Source organism: Pigmentiphaga sp. (assembly GCF_033795525.1).
Lineage (GTDB): Bacteria > Pseudomonadota > Gammaproteobacteria > Burkholderiales > Burkholderiaceae_B > Pigmentiphaga.
In genome coordinates, this window is sequence record NZ_JARYGM010000002.1 from 405,986 (window position 1) to 423,529 (window position 17,544).

Consider the following 17,544-nt stretch of genomic DNA (forward strand, 5'->3'; position numbering starts at 1 on the left):
TCGCCCCGTGTCTATGCATTCTCTCGTTTCCGACAGCTACGCCCACCTCGAGGACGACCCCGAGGCGTCGCACCAGGGCGGGCTCGACCCCCGTACCCTGACCAAAGCCGAGTTGGCAGACCTGCTTTTCGAGCGGGTCGGCCTCAACAAGCGCGAGGCGAAGGACATGGTGGAGACCTTTTTCGAAGAGATCCGCGACGCGCTGGAGCGCGGCGACATGGTCAAGCTCTCGGGCTTCGGCAACTTCCAGGTGCGCAACAAGCCGCAGCGCCCCGGACGCAATCCCAAGACGGGCGAGGAAATCCCCATCGCCGCCCGCCGCGTCGTCACTTTCCATGCGAGCCAGAAGCTCAAGAGCATGGTCGAACAGGTCGCGCTGCGCGAACAGAATCCGTCTTGAGAGGTTTTATGGCGCGCATCGAGCCCCCGGTCGTTCTTCCCCCCATTCCCGCCAAGCGCTACTTCACGATAGGCGAAGTCAGCGAACTCTGTGGCGTCAAACCGCACGTGCTGCGCTACTGGGAACAGGAGTTCACGCAGCTCAAGCCCATCAAGCGACGGGGCAATCGCCGCTATTACCAGCACCACGAGGTGCTGCTGATTCGCCGCATACGCGAATTGCTGTACGAGCAAGGCTTCACCATCAGCGGCGCACGCAACCGCCTGGACGAGTCCCGAGGCCAGGTCGAGGAAACGCCTCAGATCCCCACGGTTTCCATCGAGGAGCCCGAGCTGCAAGCGATCCGCGCCGAGCTGGCCGAGATCGCAGGCATGCTGAAGGCGGCCCACGAGTCGAGCCTGGCGCGCCTGGGCTGATCCTGTCCGAGCCTCGGCGTGGTCTTATGAACGCCACGGCGCGTCGGCATCTGCCCGTATGTCGTAGCGGGCGATAGCCTGTGCGCATATGCCGGGATCGATGCGTCCTTCCCGCGCCAGCGCATCGAGAGCGGCCAGCACGAGGTGCCGGCGGTCTACTTCGAAGAAGTCGCGCAACGCCGCACGGGTATCGCTACGGCCGAAGCCGTCTGTGCCCAGCGCCGCGAAACGGGCCCCACAATACGGCGCAATGAGGGCCGGCCAGGCGCGCACGTAATCGCTCGCGGCCACGACGGGCGCGGTCCCCGCCAGGCAGCTTTCGACATAGCTGCGGCGTGGCGGGTGTTGCGGATGCAGACGGTTCCAGCGCTCGGTCTCTTGCGCTTCCCGTGACAGCTCGCTATAGCTGGTGGCGCTCCAGATTTCGCTGCCTATGTTCCAATCGCCGGCCAGGGATTCCGCGGCGGCGATTACCTCGCGCAGGATGGCTCCCGATCCCAGCAGCCGGACGGCGGGTTCGTTGTTCCCCCGTACGCCGTAGCGATACAGGCCCTTGACGATGCCTTGGTGCGCGTCGGCGGGCAGCGTCGGCTGGGCATAGCTCTCGTTGGCGAGCGTAAGGTAGTAGAAGACGTCTTCCTCGCGTTCGAGCATGGCGCGCATGCCGTCATCGATCAGCACGGCGGCTTCGGCGGCGAAGGCGGGGTCATAGGCGCGGCAGTTGGGAATGGTGGCTGCGCTGACCAGGCTGCTGCCGTCTTGGTGCTGCAGCCCTTCGCCCCCCAGCGTCGTCCGCCCGGCGGTGGCGCCGAGCAAAAAACCGCGCGCACGCTGATCGGCTGCCGCCCAGATAAGGTCGCCGATGCGTTGGAAGCCAAACATCGAATAGTAGATGTAGAAGGGCAGCATGGCGGTGCCATGCACCGTGTAGCTGGTGGCCGCGGCCACCCAGGAACTGATGGCCCCTGCTTCGCTGATGCCTTCCTCCAGGATCTGTCCGTCGCGGGCCTCCCGGTAGCTCAGTACCGACCCGATATCTTCAGGTTCGTAACGCTGCCCGACGCTCGAATAGATGCCTACCTGCCTGAACAGGTTAGCCATGCCGAAGGTGCGGGCCTCATCCGCGACGATGGGCACGATGCGAGGCCCCAGTTGATCCCGTTTGAGCAGATTGCCCAGCAGCCGCACGAAGGCCAGGGTCGTCGACATTTCCTTGCCGTCGGCCTGCATGGCGAACCCGGCGTAGCTCTCCAGCGGCGGAACGGCGATCGAGCCGGACCGCGACGAACGTGCGGGGACGTAGCCTCCCAGTGCCTGGCGCCTTGCCCGCAGATAGCGGATTTCGGCACTGCCTTCCCCCGGATGGTAGAACGCCAACGATTCGGCCTGCGTATCGGTGAGCGGGAGGTGGAATCGATCGCGGAAGGCGAGGAGGGCATCGCGGTCCAGCTTTTTCTGCTGGTGCGTGGTCATCTTGCCCTGTCCCGCTTCGCCCATGCCGTAGCCTTTCTTGGTCTGGGCCAGAATCACGGTGGGCTGGCCGGTGTGCCGCACGGCCGCGTGGTAGGCAGCGTGGATCTTGACCAAGTCGTGGCCGCCCCGCTTGAGCCCGTCGATCTGCTCGTCGGTCAGGTCTTTCGCCAGCGCGGCAAGCTGAGGATTCTGCCCGAAGAAGTGTTCTCGGTTGAAGCGGCCATCCTTGGCGGCGAAGGTCTGGAGCTGGCCATCCACCGTATGCGCGAACGCCCGCTCCAGTGCCGAATGCGTGTCGCGGGCGAACAGTCCGTCCCAGTCCGATCCCCATAGCACCTTGATGACGTTCCAGCCAGCGCCGGCGAACAGGGCTTCCAGCTCGTCGACAATGCGGCCATTGCCGCGTACGGGCCCGTCCAGCCGCTGCAGATTGCAATTGACGATCCAGGTCAGATTGTCGAGCTTCTCGCGGGCGGCCAGTGTCAGGGCCGACATGCTTTCGGGCTCGTCCATCTCCCCGTCGCCGAAGATGCCCCATACGCGCCGCGCGCCGGTGCCCTGCAATCCGCGGTGCTCCAGGTAGCGCATGAAACGAGCCTGGTAGATGGAGCTGATCGGGCCAATGCCCATCGACCCCGTGGGGAATTGCCAGAAGTCCGGCATCAGCCAGGGATGAGGGTAGCTGGACAATCCTTGAAGCCCGCGCCGGCGAGCGGTGATCTCCCTGCGGTAGTGGCAGAGACCGGCTTCGTTCAGCCGCCCCTCGAGGAAGGCGCGTGCGTAGATGCCTGGCGCCGAATGGGGCTGGTAGAAAACCAGGTCCGCTTCGGCGGCCGGTCCGCCGCGAAAAAAGTGGTTGAACCCCACCTCGAACAAGTCGGCGGCGCTGGCATAGCTGGCGATGTGCCCGCCCAGTTCGCCGTGGGCCTGGTTGGCGCGCAGCACCATTGCCAGGGCGTTCCAGCGCATCAGCGATGCCAGCCGTTCTTCCATGGGCAGGTCGCCCGGATACGCAGGCTGGGCGTCGGTCGGCACGGTGTTGATGTAAGGCGTGTCCAACGGGGGGCGCCATTCGAGACGTGCTTCGCGCGCGGTGCGGGCGAGCATGTCCAGGATTTGCCGGGCCCGGTGGGGGCCTGCAGCTGCCTGCAGCGAGAGCAGGGCCTCACGCCACTCTGCCGTTTCCTCGGGGTCGGGATCGTGCAATGCCGGGTCTTCCAGCACCAGGTGCCGCGATATGTCGTCCATGTCGGCCTCGCGTCCGCTGTTCTCCAGTGCGAAAAATTCTACGCTTCCGTTTCCGGCAGTTGTGGCCGATTGATTCGGTGATAGCGGTTATATACGGAATAAAATGCTGAAATATGGATGAGGGAAGAAATAATGCGCCTGGATGACATAGACCGCCGCATTCTCGCGGAGCTGCAAGCCGATGCCGGCATTTCCAACGTGGAACTGGCGCGCCGGGTTCATCTTTCGCCATCACCCTGTCTGGCACGGGTCAAGGCGTTGGAGGGTGCAGGCTTGATCCGGCAGTACGTTGCGCTGCTGGATCCCCAGCAACTGGGGCTGCATCTGAACGTCTTTATCTCCATCAGCCTGAAACAGCAGAACCGGCAGGCCCTGCAGGAGTTCGAGGATGCCATCTGCGCCCGGGAAGAGGTGATGGAATGCTACCTGATGACAGGCGACGCGGATTATCTGATACGGGTGGCCGTTCCCGATATGCAGGCACTGGAAAGCTTCATTCTCGAGCACCTGTCGCCCATCTCGCATGTGGAGAAAATACGTTCAAGTTTTGCGCTGAAGCAGGTCCGCTATAAAACCGCGCTGCCATTGAACGTCGTATAAGGGACTTTCCCAGCTGGGGTTTACACCGTGGTGCGAGCCCCGAAAAACAAAAAGCCCGGCGGCTTGTGGCCACCGGGCTTTTTTCGGTTCCGACTATACAAATCAAGAACTTATGTATGGTCGGGGCGGCGGGATTCGAACTCGCGACCCCTTGCACCCCATGCAAGTGCGCTACCAGGCTGCGCTACGCCCCGAAAGACGAAAAGTATAGCAAATTTTTTGTAGGGCTGGAAAGCGCGGGGCGGTTTATTTTGCGTGCGGACGCGACAGCGTGGCCCCGCAAGGGTGTGTTACCCGCGGTCCCGAATTTTGCGGAACTCCGTATGCCGGTCCCGAGCCATACGAGTGTATACCCGGGAATAGGCACCGAAAAAATTATCGTGCGAGCGCAACAGAAAACGGGCTGGAGCTGCCGATGCGCCGTATGATGTTTGAAATGAGGTTACCCAAGGAGGCCTGGAGCAGGCAGAGCGTGATGCGGCGGGATCGGTAGTTGCTGATCCTGGTCCGTCTGGGCAGTGGGAAATCCATCCGGCAGGAAGAACCGGAGGCCGGGCTCGATCCGGCGCTACAACAACAGAGTCGTGTAGTTGTCATTCACTCGCTGTTGGAGGTTGTCCGTGCTGAATATTGTTGAAGGGTTCAAGTCTCAATACGCTAAGACGCAGGAAACCGAGCTTTCTCTAGAGGAGTACCTGGACCTCGCCCGTCGGGAGCCCATGACCTACGCCACTGCCGCTGAGCGGATGCTCGCGGCCATCGGCGAGCCGGAACTGGTGGATACGCGCAACGATCCCCGGTTGTCCCGGCTGTTTTCCAACCGTCTCATCCGCCGTTACCCTGCCTTCAGGGAATTCTTCGGCATGGAGGACGTGATCGACCAGATCGTCGCATTCTTCAAGCATGCCGCGCAGGGCCTCGAAGAGCGCAAGCAGATCCTGTATCTGCTCGGCCCGGTCGGGGGCGGGAAGTCCTCCATCGCCGAACGCTTGAAGGCGCTGATGGAAACCCATCCCATCTATGCCCTGAAAGGCTCGCCGATCAACGAGTCGCCGTTGGGCCTGTTCCATCCGGACCGCTTCGGCAATCAGCTTGAAAAGGAATACGGCATCCCGCGCCGCTACCTGACGGGGATCATGTCGCCATGGGCCATCAAGCGCCTGAAGGAGTTCGATGGCGATATCTCGCAGTTCCGCGTCGTCCGCCTGCAGCCATCCGTGCTGCGGCAGCTGGCGATCGCCAAGACCGAGCCCGGAGACGAAAACAACCAGGACATTTCGTCGCTGGTGGGCAAAGTCGATATCCGCAAGCTCGATCGGTACTCGCAGGATGACCCCGATGCGTACAGCTACTCGGGCGGACTGTGCCTGGCCAACCAGGGCTTGCTCGAATTCGTTGAAATGTTCAAGGCGCCCATCAAGATGCTGCACCCCTTGCTGACGGCGACCCAGGAAGGCAACTTCAAGGGTACCGAAGGGTTTTCGGCGATCCCCTTCAACGGGATCATCCTTGCGCATTCCAACGAGTCCGAATGGCAGACTTTCCGCAACAACAAGCACAACGAGGCGTTCCTCGACCGTATCTACATCGTCAAGGTGCCTTACTGCCTGCAGGTTTCGGAAGAGGTCAAGATCTACCGCAAGCTATTGCAGAACAGCTCGCTGTCGCACGCGCCTTGCGCACCCGGGACGCTGGAGATGATGGCGCAGTTCTCGGTGTTGACGCGGTTGAAGGAGCCGGAGAACTCGAGCATCTACTCCAAGTTGCGCGTATATGACGGCGAGAGCCTCAAGGATGTCGATCCCAAGGCGAAGGTCCTTCAGGAGTACAAGGACTACGCCGGCACCGATGAAGGCATGACCGGAGTGTCGACGCGCTTCGCCTACAAGATCCTGTCCAGCGTCTTCAACTATGACCAGACGGAAGTGGCGGCCAACCCCGTGCACCTGATGTACGTGCTTGAACAGCGCATCGCCCGGGAAGATTACCCGGACGAGATCCGCCGCCGCTATCTCGAGCACATAAAGGGTTACCTGGCGCCGCGTTATGCAGAGTTCATCGGCAAGGAGATCCAGACGGCCTACCTGGAGTCGTATTCCGAATACGGCCAGAACATCTTCGACCGCTACGTCACGTTTGCCGACTGCTGGATACAGGACGAGGAATTCCGCGACCCTGAGACAGGAGAGAGCTTCGACCGGGCAGCCCTCAATGCCGAGCTGGAAAAGATCGAAAAGCCTGCCGGCATTGCCAATCCCAAGGATTTCCGCAACGAGATCGTGAACTTCGTGCTGCGTGCGCGCGCCAACAACAATGGACGCAACCCCGCATGGACCAGCTACGAGAAGCTGCGCGAGGTGATCGAGAAGAAGATGTTCTCCAATACCGAGGATCTGCTCCCGGTCATTTCGTTCAACGCCAAGGCGTCGGCCGAGGACAAGCGCAAGCACGAGAGCTTTGTCGAACGAATGGTCGAAAAAGGCTATACCGAAAAGCAAGTCCGTCTGCTCTGCGAGTGGTACTTGCGAGTAAGGAAGTCTTCGTGAGCTAGGTGAACATGAATTCACTCATCGATCGGCGGCTCAACGGCCGTAACAAGAGCGCTGTCAACCGGGAGCGCTTCATCCGGCGGTACAAGGACCAGATCCGCAAAGCGGTGCGCGAACTGGTCCAGGAACGATCCATCGAAGAGATGGACCAGGGCGGAGAGATCAACCTTCCCGCCAAGGACATCTCCGAGCCGACTTTCCGTTACGGGAGGGGCGGCGATCGGGAGATCGTCCATCCGGGAAACCGGGAGTTCGCCAAGGGCGATAAGATCGACCGGCCGCGGGGCGCCGACGAAGGCGACCCCTCGGAGCCGGGCGAGGGCGATTCGGTGGACCAGTTCACGTTCAGCCTATCCCGGGACGAGTTCCTGAACCTCTTTTTCGAGGACATGGAACTGCCGCATCTGGTCCGCACGCAACTCGGGGAGATCAGCCAGCAGAAATGGCGGCGCGCCGGGTACACGACGACAGGGTCGCCCAGCACCTTGAGCGTAGGCCGCACGCTCAAGACGTCGCTGTCACGGCGGATTGCCCTGAGCGGGGGCGCGCGGGCGGAGCTCGAGGAGGCCTTGCAACGGCTCGAAGCGTCGGAGCGGGCCGGCGCGTCCGAGAAAGAGCTGGAGGCGTTGCGCGAGGAAATCGAGGGCCATCGCGCCAGGATTGCGCGGGTACCCTTCCTCGATACGGTGGACTTGCGTTATCGCCACCGTATCGTCGAGCCGTCTCCCGTGGCAAGGGCGGTGATGTTCTGCCTGATGGACGTCTCGGGATCCATGGACGAGAACAAGAAGGACCTCGCCAAGCGCTTTTTCACGTTGCTGTACCTGTTCCTGTCCCGCAAGTACGAGCGCGTGGACCTGGTATTCGTCCGCCATACCGACAATGCCGAGGAAGTGGACGAGCATACGTTCTTCCATGATCCCAAGAGCGGCGGCACGGTCGTGCTGTCGGCCCTGGAACTGATGTACGAGATCGTGACCGAGCGCTACTCCCCCTCGACGTGGAACGTCTACGCCGCCCAAGCCACGGACGGGGACTCCTTCGGCGCCGATGCCGCCAAGAGTGCCCGCTTCCTGTCCGAGCACTTGCTGCCCCTGACGCGCTACTTCGCCTACATCGAGATTCCCGACGTGGACGAAATGCGCAAGAGCAGTCTCTGGGCGGAGTACGAGCGCGAGACGGCACCGCACTTCGCGATGCGCCGCATACGCGAGCGTCGCGAGATTTTTGCCGTGTTGCACGATTTGTTCAAGAAGGAGGCCGCATGACTGTTGTCCTCGATCGCGAGCGCCAAGCGTCGCCCGCGGGCGTGCAGCCCATCTCCACGACGTCGGAATGGACGTTCGAGCTGATCCAGCGTTATGACGAAGCCATCGGCGAAGTCGCGCGCGAGTTCGGGCTCGAGACTTATCCCAGCCAGATCGAGATCATCACCTCCGAGCAGATGCTGGATGCCTATGCCTCGGTCGGACTGCCGATAGGCTATCACCACTGGTCGTACGGCAAGGAGTTCATCCGCAACGAGCAGGCCTACCGCCGAGGGGTGCAGGGGCTGGCCTACGAAATCGTCATCAACTCCAACCCCTGCATTGCCTACCTGATGGAAGAAAATTCCATGGCCATGCAGGCCTTGGTGATCGCCCACGCCTGCTACGGCCATAATTCCTTCTTCAAGGGCAACTACCTGTTTAGGCAGTGGACCGAGGCGGATGGCGTGCTGGACTATCTGGTGTTCGCGCGCAATTACGTCATGTCGTGCGAGGAGAAATACGGCATCGGCCCCGTCGAGGCCACCCTCGATTCGTGCCATGCGCTGATGCTGCACGGCGTGGACCGCTATCGGCGTCCCCATCCGATTTCCTACAAGGAAGAAGTGCAGCGCCAGATAGAGCGTGAGGAATATGCGCGCCAGCAGTACAACGATCTCTGGCGCACGTTGCCGGCGCGCGAGCAGACGGCGCGCGGAGACAAGCCCAACGTGTTTCCGCCCGAGCCGGAAGAGAACATCCTCTATTTCATAGAGAAATACTCGCCCACCTTGGAGCCGTGGCAGAAGGAACTGGTGCGCATCGTCCGCAAGCTGGCCCAATACTTCTATCCCCAGATGCAGACCAAGGTCATGAACGAGGGGTGGGCCACGTTCTGGCACTACACCTTATTGAATCGTCTGCATGAAAAAGGGCTGGTCACAGACGGCTTCATGATCGAGTTCCTGCAGAGCCACACCAACGTGGTGGCGCAGCGGGGCTTCGATCAGCGGGGCTACAGCGGCATCAACCCTTACGCCCTGGGGTTCGCCATGATGCAAGACATCCGGCGGATATGCGAGAACCCCACTCCGGAGGACCGTGCCTGGTTCCCGGACATCGCCGGCGGCGATTGGCTGAAGACGCTGGACTTCGCGATGCGCAACTTCAAGGACGAGTCCTTCATCGCGCAGTTCCTGTCGCCGCGCTTGATACGCGAGTTCCGTCTTTTCGCCATTGCCGATCACGAAGCGAATCCCAAGCTCGAGGTCGAGGCCATCCACGACGACGACGGCTACCGCCGCGTGCGGCGCCTGCTGGCCGACCAGCACAACCGCGATATGCAGGTCCCCGATATCCAGGTGGTGCGCTATAACCGCGATTCCGACCGTTCGCTGGTACTGCGGCACGTGACGACGCGCGGGCGGCCCCTGCAATCCGAGGATGCCGACCAGGTCATGAAGCACTTGGCCCGGTTGTGGGGGTTCAAGGTCAGGTTGGAAGAGGTGGATGCGCAAGGCAATGTCAAGACCTTCCGCGAGCGCGCGCCCTGATGAGGCGGCGCGAGCATGCGCCGCGCCGCGGGTAGGGGGTCGGCTATAATCCTTGGCTTCACCGAGGATCATACATGCTTGAAAAGAATGCCTTCTCCCGCGAAGACCTGCTGCGCTGCGCGCGCGGCGAATTGTTCGGGAAGGGTAATGCGCAGCTGCCTGCTCCCAACATGCTGATGCTCGACCGCATCACGCATATTTCGGAACAGGGCGGCAAATACGGCAAGGGCCAGATCATTGCGGAACTCGACATCCGGCCCGACCTCTGGTTTTTCGACTGCCACTTCGAAGGCGATCCGGTAATGCCCGGTTGCCTGGGCCTGGACGCCATGTGGCAACTGGTGGGCTTTTTCCTGGGCTGGCAGGGCAATCCCGGCCGAGGAAGGGCGCTGGGCGCCGGCGAGGTCAAGTTCGTGGGGCAGGTACTGCCGACGGCCAAGAAAGTCACCTACCAGATCGACATCAAGCGCACCATCAACCGTACGCTGGTGCTGGGCATAGCCGACGGCGCCATGAGCGTGGACGGTCGTCAGATCTACACCGCGGAGGGCTTGCGGGTAGGCCTGTTCACCTCGACCGACTCGTTCTGACCGCTGGTTCCCAAGAAGGGCCGGCGTTCAGCCGCGCCCGACGAGGCGCTTCAGGCCCAGCCACTGCTGGGCGAGAAAGCTCTTTCCGTAGTCGCGCCCGCCGCGCTCGGGCAACTGGTCGCTGATGCCGGTGGGGCCGTAGTCGCCATCGAACCGGGCGGTCCGGAATACGATATCCCAGATAGGAAACAGGACGCCGAAGTTGTAGTTGGCCTCTGGCGCGCGGGGAATCCGCGATGGCGCTATGGCATGATGATGGCGATGGAAGCGCGGTCCCACCACCAGGTATTGACCCATGCGCCCGAAGCCTGCCCTGATGTTGGCATGAGACAGGCTTTCCACCAGCCGGGTAATCACCACCACCGTGACGAACTGGGCGGGCGGCACGCCAATGAGGTGCGAGACGAGCACGACGGTCAAATCCCGCAGCAGGTCGCTCAATAGATGGTTGCGGTTGTCCGACCACATCGTCATCTGCCGCTGGCTGTGATGGACCGCGTGCAGGGCCCACAGCCAATGGAAGCGGTGTTCGGCGCGGTGGAACGCATAATCGACGAAATCGAAGATCAGCAGGTAGAGAAGCAGGCTGATCCAGGGACGATCGGTCACTCCTGGCCATATCTCGTCTACGTGGTAGGGCGCAAAACCCAGGACGTGCAGCTGCCCGAACAGGTAGTCGACCAGCGGCTGGGTCGTGAAAAACAGGAGCAGGCGGAACACGCCCAGCGCGTGGAGGGCGGTATAGAACATGTCGAGCCGTACGGCCGCCTTATCCACGATAGTCTCGACCGGACGCCAGCGCTGCAAAGGTGCGAACACCGCCAGCATGATGCCCAGTTGCGCCAAGCCCAGCAGCAGCCACATGGTAGCGTCGTAGGCGTCCTCCAGGATGTTGCCCAGTCCGAGATGAAAGAGCACGGGTTGCACCAGCGTCTCGAACAGCCATTGCTGGGCACCGGCGAAGACGTCGCTAACGATTTCCATGATGATGCTGCCTATCCAGCCACGCCTGGTAGCCCGGGTGTTCCGCCAGGGTGGCAAAGCAAAAGCCTCGCTGCTTCAGGCCGGCAATGAGCGGCGCCAGCACAGCCGGCGCCCACGGGTCCTGGCGCGACCAGATACCGAGATGGGCCATCAAGATATCGCCCGGCCGGATGTCGCGCAAGGCACGTTCCAGCAAGCGGCGGTTCGGATATTTGTCGCTGGGCAACTCGTCCCCGAGGAACCCGGCGCTTGCCCAGCCTACATGGCGGTATCCACAGCGCTGTTCCGCTACCTTCAGCAGTGCCGGCGAGGTTCGTCCCCCAGGCGCACGGAACAGCGGCAGCATGTCGCGGCCGGTCATTTCCTTAAATCGTGCGGCGCTGCGGTCCAGTTCCCGGCAATATTCATCCGCCTTCATCCCGAACGTTTGTCCGGCCCGTGGACCGAACGACGGTTTGACGCGAAAGCGCTCGCCGGGGAGGTCGCGCTGCCAGTAGACGTGATCATAAGTGTGCGAACCGAACACATGGCCGCGCGCAGCCATGTCGCGCCACCATGGGGCCCACTGCTGGTCCAGGCTGGAGCCCCCGTCCAGTGTCTTTTCGTTGGCCAGGAAGAAGCTCGCCCTGACTTGCTCGCGTTCCAGCACTTCGGCCACGAGTGGTGCGACGCCCATGTGGCCCGTATCGAAGGTGAGATACACCGGGCGTGGGCAATCGGCGGCCCCGGCCCCCCGGGCCAGTATCCCCAGCACGAGGAGTGCCGGCAGCGCGCCGGCGAGCCTACTGCCGCGGCGCATGGGCGAGTGTCCAGACGCCGTGCGGCGACCGGCCGACCTTGGCCTGCTTGATCACGGCTTTTCTGGTGGTGTCGATGACCGTCAGTTTTTTCGACCAGCGAGACGTGACCAGAATGGTTGTGCCGTCGGCCAGCAGTTCCATGCAGTCCGGGCCGCCCGGGGCGGGATAGGTGTCGACCACGGTCATGGCCTGCAGGTCGATGCGGCTGATGGTATTGGCCACGCGGTTGCTGACGAATACATGGCGCCCATCGCCTTGGGCCCGGAAGGCGTGTGCGCCTGCCCCGGTGGCCAGGCGCTTGACCAACTGGGCGGGGGATGTGCCGAGGTCGTAGACCTCGACGTAGGCATCGCCGGTCAGCGCAACCAGGAGGTACCGGTCGTCGCGGGTAAGGTAGACGTCGGCGGGTGTTTTGCCCACGGGAATGGTCCACACCGGCGTCTGGGTCGGCAGGTCGATGGCGATCAACTGATCGCTGTCCTGCAGCGATACGTAAAGGTTGCGGCTTTTGCTGTCTATGGCCAGATGGCTGGGAGTGCGGCCCGCTGGAATGCGCCGGACCGGCTTGGGCTCGGTCGTGCCGGCAAGGCCGTCCCATTGGTAGATGTCGATGTGGTCCAGCCGGTTCGCCGCCGTGACGAACCATTTCATGTCGGGCGAGAAGCGGAGGTGGTAGGGGTCGACGATGCCGGTGAGGGTGCGTTGTACCTCGCCGGTGGCCGGGTCCAGGAAGGTCAGGGAATCGCTCGCGGCATTGGCTACCAGCAGCGATTTTTCATCAGGGGTCAGGTAGAGATGGTGCGGTTCCTTGCCCGTCGGAATGCGGCGTATTTCCCCATAGTTGACAGGGTCGAGGATGCTGACGGAAGCATCGAGCGAATTGAGGACGATGATGGGCGGAGGCGAGGACGTGGCCGAGACGGAAAACGTCGCGCACAGGCCGACGAGGCCGGCCAAGCGGGCGAAAACAAGAGATTTCAAGGTCGGAATTCCCGCAGGTTCTACAACGCCGCCGACCGCTGGGCCGGATACACCATCGGCGACCGTCCGCAGGCAGCGCCGAGGTTCGCATAGTCTAGGCGGCGGCCGTCCGCCGCGCTGTCGATTTTGAATGAATGTTGGTTTGTCGCGACAGCAGGCGCTGCAGGGTGGGGTGATGGTGCTCGATGCCCGGGGCGTACCCGCCCGCGTGGAACCGGAGGTTGCCCGGAGCACGCCTGCGGGCTACACTTATCAGATCCCAACCATTTAGAGGCAAGTCGTGGATAACGACGGCAGTAGTAACGCCGGTTCGGCAAACGCCGCTTAGCAGGTCCGCAGATTTGTCTGCCGCGTCCTGCAAGCAAGCCAGGACACGGTTTCCTTCGGGATTCCCCCTTCTTTTTCGCTCTGCCACGCGTAGGGTTTCGGCGTACGTCGAACGGGCATGGTCGTCTTCCTGTCTGCCAGGAGGTCACATCATGCGTTTTCCCAATATCCTGGGCGCCTGGGGTGGCAAGGCCGCCCGCGCCTCGCGCAAGCAACTGCGGTCCTATCGCCTGACCATATTCAGCGCGAACCCGCGGCTGGACCGGTTGCGCCAGCACCTGCACGCCGAACTATCGGCCCGGGACCTGCGCATTTCCCAAATGCGCGTAGCCACCGCGCCCACCCACGACGCCGTTCATCGCATGTCGATCACACTGCAATGCCCGGCCCATTTGGGGTCTGCCCTCAACGCCATCGCGCAAGGCCTGGGCAAGCACCCCGACGTCCAGCGCGTGCAGTACGAACAGCTGCACTAGCCGTGCCGTGGCGGGCGGCGCTGCGCCCGTCACGCTCCCATCATCCCCCTCCTGCTCCTACCGACGGCCTAGACGCTGCCGGCTTTTTGACCGATGCACCTGCGGGCCAGATGTGTCGGCCCTTTGCTGAATGTATCCCCCGTCTATCCCCAGCCTTATCCACAGCTCCGGTGGATAACTCGAGCGTAGGCGCCGGCTGTTCCCCCGCAGGTATCGGCGCGCCGCAGCCGCGGACGGTGTAGGCGCGTCTGGGCTGACATATCGTAAGATATGACTTAAAATATGTTTTACGATACTAACCGGCTTATGGCCAAAGGTAGTTATGCACCGGCACGACCCGCTCGGCGGGCGCGGCATGGGTATGCGCATGGCGCGCAAACTCGCCGCCGAAGACTTGCAACTCATCCTGCTCGCGTTGCTCGAAGAGCAACCGCGGCATGGCTACGAACTGATCAAGCAGTTGTCGGAACGTTCGTCCGGGTTCTACAACCCGAGTTCCGGGATGGTCTATCCCGCGCTCGCCTATCTGGAGGACGTCGGCCATGCCGACGTTGCCGTCGAAGGGACGAAAAAGCGCTACAGCCTGACGGATGAGGGCAGGGTACACCTGGAACGCCATCGCGAGGAGGCTCGCCGTATCTTGGCCGACCTGGCGCGCGTCGGGGCGCGCATGGCCCAGGTGCGGCGTGTGTTCGAAGACGAGGAAGGGCTCGGCAGCATCGCGCCCGGTACCCCCGAGGACCTCATGCTGGCTCGCTATGCGCTCAAGCAGGCCCTGCACCAGGTCGGCGCCTGTGATGCGGACGAAGCTGTGCGCATCGCCGCGATCCTGCGCCGCGCGACAGCCGAAATCCTCGGCAAGTAGCGGGTCCCTGCAAACGATTCTGGAAATACTCTCATGGAACAAAACCAACGCGCGGTTCGCCGCATCCGTCACGAACTCAAATTCCGCCTGCTGCAGGTACGTGCCGTCCGGCACGTCACGCCACACCTGCTGCGGGTGACGCTCGGCGGGGACGAGCTCGCTGGGTTCGTCAGCGCGGCCCACGACGATCACGTCAAGCTCTTCTTTCCCGCGCCTGGGCAGGAGCGGCCGTCCGTTCCCATGCCCGGGCCCAACGGCATGGTGTTTCCGGAAGGCCTGCCGCGGCCGGTGGCGCGCGACTATACCCCGCGCCGATACGATGCCGGCGCGGGCGAACTCGACATCGAGTTTGCCCTGCACGGCGACGGGCCTGCCGCGGAATGGGCCCAGCAGGCTGCGCCCGGACAATACCTGGGCGTGGGTGGCCCTCGAGGGTCGTTCGTTGTCGAAGGACGCTTCGACGGTTATCTGCTGGTCGGCGACGAGACCGCGTTGCCCGCCATCGCGCGGCGCCTGGAGGAATTGCCGGCGGGCGAGCGCGCCATCGTGGTGGCGGAAGTGGCGGACGTAGGGGAACAGCAAAGCTTCTCGACCGGCGCCGATATCCAGGTTCAGTGGGTGCACCGCAACGGCGGCAAACCCGGCGACCCCCGGTTGCTGGCGGGCGCGGTGGCTGCCTTGGGCAAGCCCGCAGGCGACTGGTATGCTTGGGTCGCGGCCGAATCGACCGTGGCCAAGCAAGTACGCCAAGTGATGGTCGAGAACTGGCAACAGCCCAAGGAATGGATCAAGGCGGCCGGGTACTGGAAGCTCGGCGCCGCCGCCACGCACGAAAAGCACGAGGACTGAAGATCATGGGCGACCAGGTGCCTGCCGCTGTCGAAGCGACGACCATAGGCGAGCTGCCTTGCTGGCTGCTGCGTTCGCCCCACGGCGAAGCGTTGGTCGCGCGGCAGGGGGCGCAACTGCTCCGTTATACGCCCAGCGGCCAGCCGCCGGTGGTCTGGCTGAGCGACGCTGCCGAGTTCCGGGCGGGCCAGCCGTTGCGTGGCGGGATGCCCGTTTGCTGGCCCTGGTTCGGACAGTTCGACCGCAACCCGGCCGAGGTACGTGCCATGCTTGCCGCGGGAGCCGAGGCGCCTGCCCACGGCTTTGCCCGCACGCATGACTGGCAGTTGGTAGAGGCCCAAGCCGCAGGCGTTCAGGCCTCCTTGCAATTGCGCCTGGAACTGCCGACAGGCTGGGCAGGCTGGCCACATCCGGCCTCCGTGATGCTGGAGGTCCGGCTGGACGAGGCGTTGACCGTGACGCTCTCGACGTCCAACCTCGGCGCGGACCCTATCGTAGTGAGCCAGGCGCTCCATACCTACTTTGCGGTCAGCGACGTGCGCAAGGTCGTTATAGACGGCCTCGAAGGTACGTCCTACATCGATACCCTGCGCGACTGGTCCGCCCATCGCCAGCCGGGTACGCTGGCGATACAGGGCGAGACCGACCGCATCTATACCGGCATCGACACGCCGGTTTCCATCCGTGATCCGGGCTGGCGCCGCACGATTCATGTGCAGGCTTTCGATTCCCGGTCGGCCGTCGTGTGGAATCCGTGGGTCGAGAAGTCGCTTCGCCTCTCCCAGTTTCGGCCCGACGCGTGGCGGGACATGCTCTGCATTGAAACCGCCAGGGTATGGGACGACCTGCTGCACCTGCCGCCTGGTGCCTCCGCAACGACGGGCGTGACGCTGCGTGCCGCGCCTGAAGGCGCATGAAGGCGCGTCGGCCGGCGCGCTGGCGTTGAGGCGGCTTGCTACGCCACTTGCCGGTCGCGGCCGGCGTACAGCCCGAACACCGCCTGCGCGCAAGCGCAGACTATGCAGATGAGCAGTGCGATGGTCCAGCCCCCCGTCCAGTCGTGGATGGCGCCGATAAGCGTCGGCCCGGCCGCCGCCAACAGGTAGCCGATGGCCTGTGCCATGCCGGACAGTGCGGCGGCTTGGTAAGGCGTGACCACGCGAAGGCTGACGAACGCCAGGCCCAGGATGATGGAGGCGCCGCCGCCGAAGCCATACAGCACCGTCCAGACTGTGGCCCATGCCGGCGCCAGCAGCAAACCGGAAAGCCCCGCAACCGACAATGCCGACACGCCGAAAGCCAGCCACCGCTGGTCATGCACGCGGCGCAAGAGCGGCATCAATAACAGGCCCACGCAGGCCGAGGCCACTTGCAGCAGGCCGTGGAGGGACCCGGTGGCAGCACGCGAGTACCCGGCATCGTTCAGCATGGAAGGCAGCCAGCTCGACACGATGTAGTAGACGAGCGAATTGAAACCCAGGAATAGCGTGATTTGCCATGAAACCGCCGACTTCCATACCGGTTTGGCGAGGGCGCCGGGGGACGCGGGAGATGGCGCGGCCGAGGCGCCTGTATGCAATGGCACGAGCCATACCAGCACACTCGGGGCCGCGACCACCATGGGCGCGATCAAGGCCAGCGGCCATCCGGGGCCGGCCTGCCATTGGCTCAGAGGAACTGCCACCGCAGAGGCCGCGCCGGACGCAACGCCCATGGTCAGCGCATACGCCGAGGTCAGGCTGGCGATGCGGTGCGGGAAATCCCGTTTGAGCAGGCTCGGCAACAGGACGTTGCCGAAGGCGATCGCGCCGCCTATCAGCAGCGTGCCGGCAAACAGCGCCCAGACCACCCCAGTCGATCGCAGGCACAGTCCCGCCGTCAGCGTAAGCAGGGCGGCCATGAGCGTACGTTCCAATCCATGGCGCTGGGCGACCATGGCTGCAATGGGAGAGCCAGCGGCGAACGCCAGCAGCGGCAGCGTGGTCAGGAGGCCGGCTGCGGCGGCTGTCAGGTCCAGCTCCGCGCGTATCATGTCCAGCACCGGTGCGACGCCGGTCACCGGCGCCCGCAAATTGGCGGCGATCAGCAGGATGCCTGCAATGAGCCAGGCAGAGCGTGGAGCGAGCGTCTTGGCGGGAACCGAAACCATGGGAGATCCTGAATTACGTTGCCTGGACTGTAGGCGT

General features: G+C 63.3%; 16 protein-coding genes and 1 tRNA gene. 11 read left to right on the plus strand and 6 right to left on the minus strand.

All coding sequences use genetic code 11. From position 1 onward, the window contains the following. The first annotated feature begins 13 nt into the window (after positions 1-13). On the plus strand, positions 14-400 hold the full coding sequence (locus tag QHC78_RS06650) for an integration host factor subunit alpha (RefSeq protein WP_413816434.1): 387 nt from the start codon (positions 14-16) through the stop codon (positions 398-400). A gap of 8 nt (positions 401-408) precedes the next feature. Continuing rightward, positions 409-816, plus strand: coding sequence for a MerR family transcriptional regulator (locus tag QHC78_RS06655; protein WP_319743098.1), 408 nt, complete (start codon positions 409-411; stop codon positions 814-816). Positions 817-840: 24 nt separating this feature from the next. Here the strand turns inward: QHC78_RS06655 and mdeB are convergent, their stop codons facing one another. Then, the gene (gene mdeB / locus QHC78_RS06660) at positions 841-3,537 is read right to left on the minus strand and encodes an alpha-ketoglutarate dehydrogenase (RefSeq protein WP_319743099.1); all 2,697 of its coding nucleotides are present in this window, start codon (positions 3,535-3,537) and stop codon (positions 841-843) included. Between the two features lie 132 nt (positions 3,538-3,669). Here mdeB and QHC78_RS06665 point away from each other — a divergent pair, with 132 nt between their 5' ends. After that, positions 3,670-4,137: an Lrp/AsnC family transcriptional regulator gene (locus QHC78_RS06665; RefSeq protein ID WP_319743470.1), complete on the plus strand. Its 468-nt coding sequence runs from the start codon at positions 3,670-3,672 to the stop codon at positions 4,135-4,137. 117 nt (positions 4,138-4,254) lie between these two features. On the opposite strand, the gene QHC78_RS06670 is transcribed toward QHC78_RS06665, so the two are convergent. Further along, positions 4,255-4,331, minus strand: a tRNA-Pro gene (locus QHC78_RS06670). Between the two features lie 426 nt (positions 4,332-4,757). Between QHC78_RS06670 and QHC78_RS06675 the strand changes: the two genes are divergently transcribed. From QHC78_RS06675 to fabA, 4 genes are all read left to right on the plus strand, one after another. Continuing rightward, complete coding sequence (locus tag QHC78_RS06675) at positions 4,758-6,683, plus strand: PrkA family serine protein kinase (RefSeq protein WP_413816421.1); 1,926 nt, start codon at positions 4,758-4,760, stop codon at positions 6,681-6,683. 11 nt (positions 6,684-6,694) lie between these two features. Continuing rightward, complete coding sequence (locus QHC78_RS06680) at positions 6,695-7,954, plus strand: YeaH/YhbH family protein (RefSeq protein ID WP_319743100.1); 1,260 nt, start codon at positions 6,695-6,697, stop codon at positions 7,952-7,954. Further along, complete coding sequence (locus QHC78_RS06685) at positions 7,951-9,486, plus strand: SpoVR family protein (RefSeq protein WP_319743101.1); 1,536 nt, start codon at positions 7,951-7,953, stop codon at positions 9,484-9,486. The genes QHC78_RS06680 and QHC78_RS06685 overlap by 4 nt, the downstream gene beginning before the upstream one ends. A gap of 74 nt (positions 9,487-9,560) precedes the next feature. Next, a complete protein-coding gene (fabA, locus tag QHC78_RS06690) occupies positions 9,561-10,076 on the plus strand; it encodes a 3-hydroxyacyl-[acyl-carrier-protein] dehydratase FabA (RefSeq protein ID WP_319743102.1) in 516 nt (171 codons plus the stop codon). 27 nt (positions 10,077-10,103) lie between these two features. Here the strand turns inward: fabA and QHC78_RS06695 are convergent, their stop codons facing one another. Genes QHC78_RS06695 through QHC78_RS06705 form a run of 3 tightly spaced genes read right to left on the minus strand, consistent with a single transcriptional unit; the run spans position 10,104 to position 12,841 of the window. Continuing rightward, the gene (locus tag QHC78_RS06695) at positions 10,104-11,060 is read right to left on the minus strand and encodes a sterol desaturase family protein (protein WP_319743103.1); all 957 of its coding nucleotides are present in this window, start codon (positions 11,058-11,060) and stop codon (positions 10,104-10,106) included. After that, positions 11,047-11,859 carry a polysaccharide deacetylase family protein gene (locus QHC78_RS06700; RefSeq protein ID WP_319743104.1) on the minus strand — a complete coding sequence of 271 codons (813 nt, stop codon included), beginning with the start codon at positions 11,857-11,859 and terminating at the stop codon, positions 11,047-11,049. Before QHC78_RS06700 ends, QHC78_RS06695 begins: the two co-directional genes overlap by 14 nt. Continuing rightward, positions 11,843-12,841 (minus strand): YncE family protein, encoded by a 999-nt coding sequence (locus QHC78_RS06705; protein WP_413816422.1) that lies wholly within the window; start codon positions 12,839-12,841, stop codon positions 11,843-11,845. Before QHC78_RS06705 ends, QHC78_RS06700 begins: the two co-directional genes overlap by 17 nt. A 479-nt stretch (positions 12,842-13,320) precedes the next feature. On the opposite strand from QHC78_RS06705, the gene QHC78_RS06710 reads away from it, so the two are divergent. The 4 genes from QHC78_RS06710 to QHC78_RS06725 all read left to right on the plus strand — a co-directional run bounded on the left by QHC78_RS06710 (position 13,321) and on the right by QHC78_RS06725 (position 16,275). Next, entirely contained in the window at positions 13,321-13,644 is a 324-nt protein-coding gene (locus QHC78_RS06710; protein ID WP_319743105.1) for a hypothetical protein, read from the plus strand. A 367-nt stretch (positions 13,645-14,011) separates the two neighbouring features. After that, positions 14,012-14,509 carry a PadR family transcriptional regulator gene (locus QHC78_RS06715; protein ID WP_319743106.1) on the plus strand — a complete coding sequence of 166 codons (498 nt, stop codon included), beginning with the start codon at positions 14,012-14,014 and terminating at the stop codon, positions 14,507-14,509. Between the two features lie 33 nt (positions 14,510-14,542). After that, complete coding sequence (locus QHC78_RS06720) at positions 14,543-15,358, plus strand: siderophore-interacting protein (RefSeq protein ID WP_319743107.1); 816 nt, start codon at positions 14,543-14,545, stop codon at positions 15,356-15,358. Positions 15,359-15,363: 5 nt separating this feature from the next. Then, complete coding sequence (locus QHC78_RS06725; RefSeq protein ID WP_319743108.1) at positions 15,364-16,275, plus strand: D-hexose-6-phosphate mutarotase; 912 nt, start codon at positions 15,364-15,366, stop codon at positions 16,273-16,275. Between the two features lie 38 nt (positions 16,276-16,313). Here the strand turns inward: QHC78_RS06725 and QHC78_RS06730 are convergent, their stop codons facing one another. Then, on the minus strand, positions 16,314-17,507 hold the full coding sequence (locus QHC78_RS06730) for an MFS transporter (protein WP_319743109.1): 1,194 nt from the start codon (positions 17,505-17,507) through the stop codon (positions 16,314-16,316). Positions 17,508-17,544 lie beyond the last annotated feature (37 nt).